6 protein-coding genes and 1 pseudogene are annotated in these 7,997 nt (G+C 64.0%); 3 read left to right on the forward strand and 4 right to left on the reverse strand.

The features are described 5' to 3' along the window. Positions 1-310 precede the first annotated feature (310 nt). The 3 genes from L630_RS21025 to htpX all read right to left on the reverse strand — a co-directional run bounded on the left by L630_RS21025 (position 311) and on the right by htpX (position 4,517). Entirely contained in the window at positions 311-2,005 is a 1,695-nt protein-coding gene (locus L630_RS21025; RefSeq protein ID WP_245263659.1) for a heparinase II/III family protein, read from the reverse strand. Between the two features lie 101 nt (positions 2,006-2,106). Next, positions 2,107-3,486: an RsmB/NOP family class I SAM-dependent RNA methyltransferase gene (locus L630_RS0105290; protein ID WP_144706385.1), complete on the reverse strand. Its 1,380-nt coding sequence runs from the start codon at positions 3,484-3,486 to the stop codon at positions 2,107-2,109. Positions 3,487-3,491: 5 nt separating this feature from the next. Next, on the reverse strand, positions 3,492-4,517 hold the full coding sequence (gene htpX / locus L630_RS0105295; RefSeq protein WP_024847239.1) for a zinc metalloprotease HtpX: 1,026 nt from the start codon (positions 4,515-4,517) through the stop codon (positions 3,492-3,494). 105 nt (positions 4,518-4,622) lie between these two features. Between htpX and L630_RS0105300 the strand changes: the two genes are divergently transcribed. The 3 genes from L630_RS0105300 (at position 4,623) to L630_RS22770 (ending at position 6,970) form a co-directional block, all read left to right on the forward strand. After that, complete coding sequence (locus L630_RS0105300; RefSeq protein WP_024847240.1) at positions 4,623-4,829, forward strand: DUF1674 domain-containing protein; 207 nt, start codon at positions 4,623-4,625, stop codon at positions 4,827-4,829. Between the two features lie 209 nt (positions 4,830-5,038). Continuing rightward, positions 5,039-6,349 carry a TadE/TadG family type IV pilus assembly protein gene (locus L630_RS0105305; RefSeq protein WP_084465766.1) on the forward strand — a complete coding sequence of 437 codons (1,311 nt, stop codon included), beginning with the start codon at positions 5,039-5,041 and terminating at the stop codon, positions 6,347-6,349. 303 nt (positions 6,350-6,652) lie between these two features. Then, complete coding sequence (locus tag L630_RS22770) at positions 6,653-6,970, forward strand: excalibur calcium-binding domain-containing protein (protein ID WP_024847242.1); 318 nt, start codon at positions 6,653-6,655, stop codon at positions 6,968-6,970. 343 nt (positions 6,971-7,313) lie between these two features. Here the strand turns inward: L630_RS22770 and L630_RS0105315 are convergent. Then, positions 7,314-7,997 (reverse strand): annotated as a pseudogene (locus L630_RS0105315) (AMP-binding protein); the annotation flags it as partial.

The following is a 7,997-nucleotide window of genomic DNA, read 5'->3' on the forward strand; positions in this document are numbered from 1 at the left end:
GGCTGGTTGGAAGCGGGGAGGGGTTGGCGGGGGCCTACCACAGCCGGCCAGTTTTGAAAACGCCGTCAGCGCTGCGGGAGGTGGAGGAAGGGAATGAATCGAGGCGGCGAGGGAGGTCTTCACCCCCACCCTGACCCTCCCCCTTGTAGGGAAGGGGGCGGGAGTGTCTCAGATCGATGAACGACGGCGCGAGGCGCTGCAGGATGACTCCACTGGCGCTTCCCATCACGTTGTGATTGGCGCCTCACCAATCTGCTCCCGTGACGCATACCACCAGCCCGTCGGGCGCGGGGTCCGTCGCGCCTCGCACCTACAGCCTCTTCAGCCGCCAGTGAATCTCCGGATGGTCGGAGGCCGCGTAGGTGAGCACGATCTGATGGCTACGGCGTGGGCCGCCGAGACCGGCGAAGAACAGCGATTCCTCGGCCTGTGGCGCGAGTTCCTCGCAGGAAAACTCCCAGCTCTCTTCCGCGCCCTGAAGCACGAAATGGCCGCGGCCGTTCTCGAACAGCTGCACGTCCGGATGGAGGTGAAACCGCGCCGTGACGCGGTCGCGGCCGTTGGCCTTTGCCACCTCGCCGTCCTTGCGGTTCACCCGGTCAATGCCTTCGAGCACGTCGCCGTTCGCCGACAAAGCAAGCTCACGCTCGTGGTAGAGCCCAAAGCGGGCGGCGTAGCCGTCGTGGCGCGCGACAAAGCCTTGGATGCCTTCGGAATCGAGGCGCTGGCAGTGGACGTGCCTTGGCCCGTCGATCAGGGGCGCGCCGACGATGCGCGCAAGCTCCTTGCCGAGGATGAAGCGGGCGGAGGAAGTGTCGTTGAGCGTCAGCGCCGAGTGCGCTGCAGTTGAACGCGCCAGCGGCCGGAAGTCATCGGCGCCATAGGTGTCGACGCCGCAATTGACGATGAAGTGGCTGCGTCCTGACGACATCTCGAACGACAGGCAGCCAGCCTGCGCGCAGTGCGAAAGCTCCGGCGGCGGAGCGACGCCCGTGTCGGCGATCACCGTTGTGTTGCCCATCACCAGCCGCTCGTAGCCGGAATGGGGCGCATGCAGCAGCGGCGCGCCGGCCGTGTCATCATGATGCAGGATCGAGGCGATGCGGTCGTGGCTGGTCGCGCCCATGCCGTTGAAGCGCGCGAGCGTGCCGTCGCGGTGGCGGAAGAAACGCAGGGCCGGCAGCATCCGCTCCACCGCGCCGATCAATGCTTCCGGCGGATGCTCCGCTTGGTTGAAATAGGTCTGGCGCAGCGGCAAAAGGTCGGCGAGCAGCTCGAGCACGGCTTCCGGATTGCGGGATACGTGCCCGCCGTCCGGCAGGATCTGCGCGTCGAGCTCGATGGCGAGCTGGCGCGAGGCCGCACGAAGCGTTGAGGGCGGCGTCGGCAGCGACAGCGCAGCGAAGGCAAGCGCGATGCGGGCGCGCAGCTTCTCTTCGCCCGGCGACATTTCCTGCGCGACGGCGCGCAGGTAGCGTATCTGAATCGCCAGCGACTTCAGGAACAGGCGGTAGAACGGATAGTCGGCGCCCTGCAGCACGACGGCGGAGTGCTGCAGCCAGGCGATGATGCGCCGCGCGGTGATTGCTGGCATCCACGCAACGCCGTTGATCTTGCGGCCATGCACGTTGATCCAGTCGCGCACCAGCGCACGCGCATTGGCGGCGGCAAGGTCGGTCTCTGCGGCGCGCATGTGGCGCAGCCAGCGGAAGCCGTGCAGCGCTGAGTTCCAGGCGCTGTCGTTGACGTTGATCGTGAACGGAGACTGGCCGTGGGTGTCGACCAGGCGGCCGGCGAAAGGAAAGCGGCCATGGTAGATTTCCATGGCGATCTGGGGGTCGGCGAGACGTAAATCAGGGGGCGCGATCAGGACCCGCTCCGGGGTGCGTCCCGTGAAGCGCCAGCGATAAACAGGTCCTACACGCAGACGGCCACGCAGTCTGCGCCACAAGGTCGAGGCTACAAATCCCCAGATCTGCGGGGAGCTGCCCCTGAAGAGCGTCAAAGCGGACATCCTCCGAATCGCCGCACCCCGCCAAAGGATCGGCGAGCGCAGCTTAGATGAGCGATTGATTCCTGCGAAGGCGAAAATGCCGGGATTCCGGCCTATCTAAGCCGCATCCGGGCGGCGTAGAAGCCGTCGAGACCGGACCGTGCAGGAGCCCCGAGATCGAGGCCTGCGGGGGTGGTACGAAGCGCGCCATGCTCCGTCAAGAAGGGTCCGGCGAATGCCAGTTCACCCACCGTTACCAGGTCGGGCTCGACCTCCGGATGTGCGGCGAGGAAATCGCGATAAAGCTGTTCGCCTTCCTGCGGATCAAGCGAGCAGTTGGAAAAGACGATCCGCCCGCCGGGCTTTACCAGCGTCAGCGCCTTCTCGAGCATCCGGGCCTGCAGCCTGGCGAGCTTTTCGATGTCCTCAGGGCCCTTGGTCCAGAGCACGTCAGGATGACGCCGCACCGTTCCGGTGGAAGAGCAGGGCGCGTCGAGCAGCACAGCATCGAACTTTTCCTCCGGCTCGTAGGCAAAGAGGTCGGTGACGATCACTTCTGCGTCGAGCTTCAGGCGTTCGAGATTGGATTTAAGGCGTTTTGCCCGGTTGGGCGAAAGCTCAAGTGCGGTGACACGGGCACCCGCCTGTGCAAGCTGTGCCGTCTTGCCGCCGGGAGCCGCGCAAAGATCGGCGACGCGCTGGCCGGAATTATCGCCCAGCATCTGCGCCGGGATGGAAGCAGCCGCATCCTGCACCCACCACTCGCCTTCGGCGAAGCCGGGAAGCTGAGTGACGGAACCCTCGAGCGATTCGAGTCGAACGCCGCCAGTGGGCAGGACTATGCCGCCGAGCTTTTCGGCCCAGCCGGCCGCATCCGATTTCACCGTGAGGTCGATCGGCGCTTCGGTGCGGTGAGCTGCCGCAATGGCCTTCGCGACCTCCTCACCATAGGCGGCAACGAGGCGCTCAAAGAACCAGCCGGGGGTATCGACGGTCTTTGCAAGGACCGCTGGAAGCGCACGATCCTTGCGCCGAGCCATCTCGCGCAGCACGCCGTTGACGAGAGCGGCAAAGCGCGCGGTGCGTGGATCGGATTTCGCGTGGGTGACGGCAAGGTCGACAGCGGCGGAATCCGGCACGTCGAGGAACAGCATCTGCGCGGCCGCGACATGCAGAATATGCGACAGCGATCGGGCGTTGGCCGGCAGCGGACGCTCAAGCCGCGCCACGATCAATGCCTCGATCGTCAGGCGGTAGCGCAGCGCCGTCGTCAGGATCGCACGCACCAGCGCCCGGTCGCGCATATCGAGCGCGAGGAATTGCGGATGGCCGTGATCGTTGTCTGTCAGGCCATCGAGGGAAGTCTTTGCGTCGACGACCGCCGCCAGAAGCCGTGCAGCAGTACGCCGGGCAGCAAGGCCCGGCGCGTCTGCGGCTGGTTTCGGGGAGGTCTTCTTCGCGCCGCCGCGCGAGCGGCGAACGCCGTCAGTCATGATCGTTATCTCCAGGGACCCGAGGGATTGCGTCCCCATGGATTTGTTTGCGGATTGTTCGGACGCGGCTGCTCAGCCTGGGGCCGTGCACCCCAGGGGCCGGCCTGCGGCGAGGGGGCTTCGCCGCGCGGGGCTGCGGCCGGGCCGGAATCTGCCCGCCGCGTTGGTGCGCCGCCGCCGGTGCCGAACTCCTGCGCCATCTTGCGCAGGGCCGCGATGCGGTTGCCGGTGTCCGGGTGGGTCGAAAACAGGTTGTCCATCTTCTCGCCCGACAGCGGGTTGATGATGAACATGTGTGCGGTGGCGGGGTTGTGCTCCGCCGCGTCGTTGCGGATCGCGTGCGCGGCAGTGGCGATCTTCTCCAGCGCCGAGGCAAGCCATAGCGGCTGGCCGCAGATTTCCGCGCCGCGCCGGTCGGCAGCGTATTCGCGCGTGCGGCTGATCGCCATCTGCACGATCATCGCCGCGAGCGGCGCAACGATGACGGCGACGAGCACGCCAATGGCACCAAGCGGGTTGTTGTTTTCGCGGTTCGAGCCGCCCATGAAGAAGGCGAAGTTGCCGAGCATCGAGATCGCGCCGGCAAGCGTAGCCGTGATCGTCATGGTCAGCGTGTCGCGGTTCTGAACGTGTGCGAGCTCGTGCGCCATCACGCCTGCGACTTCCTCGCGGGACAGGCGCTGAAGAAGCCCCGTCGTTGCGGCAACCGCAGCGTTCTGCGGGTTGCGGCCGGTCGCAAAGGCGTTCGGCTGGGCGTTGTCGATCAGGTAAACGCGCGGCATCGGCAGGCCGGCGCGCTCGGCCAGCGCCTTGACGATGCCGTAGAATTCAGGGGCGTTACGCTCGTCGACCTCGACCGCGTTGTGCATGCGCAGCACCATCTTGTCAGCATTCCAGTAGCTGAAAAGGTTCATGCCGGCAGCGATCAGGAACGCGATCATCATGCCGCCTTCACCGCCAATGAGGTAGCCAACGCCCATGAAGAGCGCCGTCATCAGGGCCAGCAGCATTGCCGTGCGGATGACGTTCATCCAGACTGTCTCCGATAAGTGTACCCAAGCGGTTGCCGGGGTCGATCCCGCCACGCTAACTGTCTATATGATGGGTGGAATCCCCGACAAATTCAATGTTTGGCCATGCACGAGAACGAAGAAGCTCAGACCGAAAAGCCAGTTCGTGAACTTCCCCCTGCAGCCCTGCGCGCGCTCGCGGAAGCCGAGGAACGGCGCCGGGAAATGCAGAAGCGCGAGGGCAAGCTGCCGAAGGAAATCGGCGGGCGCGGCGGCAAGGATCCGGCCCGTTATGGCGACTGGGAAATCAAGGGCGTCGCCTGCGATTTCTGACGCGACCGAGTTCACTTCACGAGGAAGAACGTGTGAATAGCTGTAAAACTATTCATTGAGTTCACCTATCCTCAACCAATATGTCTGTCCGGCCCGCGCTGTTAACAGTTGCTTCATAGCAAGTCCCCAGATTTGCCACGCGGGCGAGTAGATATTCTATTCGCCAGCTGGATGACGAATAAGTTTCGTCATTCTCGCTGGAGGCAAACATGCTTGGACTTGCGAGAATTTCTGCCGCAGCACGAAGGTTGTGGCGCGACCGCCGCGGAAATTTCGCGATGATGGCCGGCCTGACCATGCCGGTGCTGCTGCTCGGTGCCGGATATGGCGTTAATGTTGCGCAGATCGCCCTGACGAGATCCAACCTGGTGGCGGCGCTCGATGCGGCGGTGACTTCGACCGCGCGCGACCTCACCACCGGAGCGATCGCGGAAAAGGATGCGCCACAGGTGGTCGAGGCGTTTCTCGTCGCCAATGGCCTGCGCGCCTACGCTGAGGAAGGACGCGTCCAACTCGATAACCTCGTCATCGACCGCACCGTCGGCACGATTACCGCGCAAGCGAGCGTAGAGATCGATGTTGCCTTCGCGGTATTCGGCACGGCCAATAAGCAGCGGATCACCACCGAGGCGAGCGCGATCTATTCCGACCGCCACATCGACGTTGCCATGGTGCTCGACATCACCGGCTCGATGGCTGGGAACAAGCTCAAGGATCTCAAAACCGCGGCAAAGGCTGCCGTCGACCAGCTGCTAGGTGGCAACCTCCACGGCAATGATCGTGTTCGCATCGCGATCGTGCCCTATGCGGATTCGGTGAATGCCGGGCCGCTGTCGAACACGGTCTACGTCGAGACCGACCGCGACTCGCCAGTCGAGGCGCCGAAAGTGACGCTTGCCAGCTATTCGGGACCGCTGTGCAGCACAGAGCGCGAGGGGACCAACCAGTTCACTGACGCAGGCCCTGAGGTGCAGCGGGTGAATCGCGATTACCGAATCAAGTTCTGTCCCTCCGCGGCGCTAATGCCGCTGACGGCCGATGCCAATGCGCTGAAAGCCCGGATCGATTCGTTCAATGCCGACGGCTACACTGCCGGCCAGGTTGGCATCCAGTGGGGCTGGTATCTGCTGTCACCAAAGTGGTCCGGTGTGTTGTCTGCCTCGGCCCAGCCGCATCCCTACGGCGACAAGAAGTACGCCAAGTATGCCATCCTGATGACGGACGGCGAATTCAACACCGCGCATGCCGACGTGCCCTACGGCCAGGAGGTGCGCAACCAGGCCTTCAAGGCGCGCAACTACGCCGAAAAATTCTGCACCGAGATGAAGAAGGCGGGAGTCGAAATTTTCACCGTCGGCTTCAAGCTGGATCAGTCTTCCGCCAAGGCGGTGATGTCCAACTGCGCTTCGCCCGACACCGGCGGCGTCAAGCACTACTATCTTGCCTCGACCGGGCAGGAGCTGATTTCCACCTTCAAGGCGATCGCGGGCAACATCGAGCGCCTGGCGCTCACGAAGTGAGTTCTTTCCGGAAAGGAAAAGGGCCGGCATCTCTGCCGGCCCTTCGCGTTTTCTTCCGTGGTGCGGCCCGTGGGGTGGATTCCCACCAACCGCGCGTCACGCGCCTGTCAGGAAGACTGCTTCCCGAAAGGGCGATCCGCCGGGGCCACGCTACGGTTGAAACCACTCGACATCGGATCACCTCCTTTCGTTTCGTTGAACACGAAGGAAAGTGTGGGGTCCTTTGGTCCGGATTGCAAGGGAAGAAGGTTGAAGTCTCATCCCGGCGGCGACTAAGCTGCCGATGGGAGCAAGGGCAGGGGCATGAAAAATCGGGGATTAGGCGCGCTCATCTTTCTGGCGGTGCCATTCGCGCTGGCGCCAAATTTCGCTGGCCCGGAGGCTTTTGCTGCGACTTCCGCCCCTCAGGAAATCCCGATGTCGCGGCCCTCACCCGCCATGAACTACGTCCTGATGGCGCAGGCGCGCAGCTGCAAGGCGGTCCGCAGCTGCGAGGAGGCCGTGATCCTCTGGTGCAGCGGCTACAGCCGTGCTGATGGGGATGGCGATGGCATTCCTTGCGAGAACGTCTGTCGTTCCAAGGAACAGGTTGATCGGATCCGAGAGCGGATGGGGTGTTGAAGGACGGAGCTCGTTCTTCACCGCTGGTTTGTTGGCAGCGTTCCGGCCTGGATCCTCGGGTCGAGCCCGAGGATGACGAGGTGGGGACGTAATCGTTAGGTCAAAAAGGCCTGGCGGCTGAAACGCTTCTGGCAGGCACCAGCGCCATCGCAGAGTTCTTCCTCGTCAATTCAATCGTCATCCTCGGGCTCGACCCGAGGATCCAGGCCCGAACGGTGGATCTGCATCGCGGTGACGGTCTGGTAATGGCATAGCCTTGCTGCACGGCCTCGCCAAATGCGCAGCGCCGCGCGGGTGATGCGCGGCGCTGTGTTGCTTTGATGGTCCGGCGGGGGCTTTCGCCTCACGCCCTTTTGTTCTGCCGGTTTTCGATCAGGTCGGTGACGACGGCGGGGTCGGCAAGCGTTGAGGTGTCGCCGAGCGACTCGAAATCGTCCTCGGCGATCTTGCGCAGAATGCGGCGCATGATCTTGCCCGAACGCGTCTTCGGCAGGCCGGGCGAGAACTGGATGAGGTCAGGCGAGGCAATCGGGCCGATCTCCTTGCGCACATGCGCGACCAGCTCCTTGCGCAGTTCGTCCGAGCCCTCCTCGCCCGCCATCAGCGTCACGTAGCAATAGATGCCCTGGCCCTTGATCGGGTGCGGATAGCCGACCACGGCTGCCTCGGAGACCTTTTCGTGGGAGACGAGCGCGGATTCGACTTCCGCCGTGCCCATGCGGTGGCCCGAGACGTTGATGACGTCATCGACGCGGCCGGTGATCCAGTAATAGCCGTCCTCGTCGCGGCGGCAGCCGTCGCCGGTAAAGTACTTGCCCTGATAGGTCGAGAAGTAGGTCTGGATGAAGCGCTCATGGTCGCCATAGACGGTGCGCATCTGTCCCGGCCATGAGGCGGTGATGCACAGATTGCCGTCGGCGGCACCTTCGAGAACATTGCCGTCATTGTCGACCAGCTGCGGCTGGACGCCGAAGAACGGCCGCGTGGCGGAGCCGGGCTTCAGGTCCGTTGCTCCGGGAAGCGGCGT

The organism is Aminobacter sp. J41 (genome assembly GCF_000526635.1).
Taxonomy (GTDB): domain Bacteria; phylum Pseudomonadota; class Alphaproteobacteria; order Rhizobiales; family Rhizobiaceae; genus Aerobium.